A 311-nucleotide genomic window follows, 5' to 3' on the forward strand; every position below is an offset into this window, starting at 1 on the left:
GTTAATGTCTTCGACTTTGTCAGATAACTTACTCGCAAAGTAATAACGCAAGTACTCAGGATGCAAATGCTCAGCATAAGTGTCGGCTTTAATAAAGGTGCCGCGCGACTTACTCATTTTTTCGCCGTTGACCATCAAGAAGCCATGAGCAAAGACGCCGGTTGGTGTACGGAGTTCACTACCAGCAAGCATGGCAGGCCAAAATAGCGCATGGAAGTAAACAATATCTTTACCGATGAAGTGATACACTTCGGTTTTATGCTCGTTTTCTTGCGCCCAATAATGGTCAAAGTCTAGAGCCTCTTCTGTAC

The 311-nt window shown here is 44.4% G+C and carries 1 protein-coding gene; it reads right to left on the minus strand.

Annotated elements, in window-relative coordinates; all coding sequences use genetic code 11:
• Positions 1-311 (minus strand): class I tRNA ligase family protein (locus AAEY75_RS14425; RefSeq protein WP_352259946.1); only part of this gene is annotated, 311 nt, incomplete at both ends.

Source organism: Psychrobacter sp. TB55-MNA-CIBAN-0194, assembly GCF_040309505.1.
GTDB lineage: Bacteria > Pseudomonadota > Gammaproteobacteria > Pseudomonadales > Moraxellaceae > Psychrobacter > Psychrobacter fozii.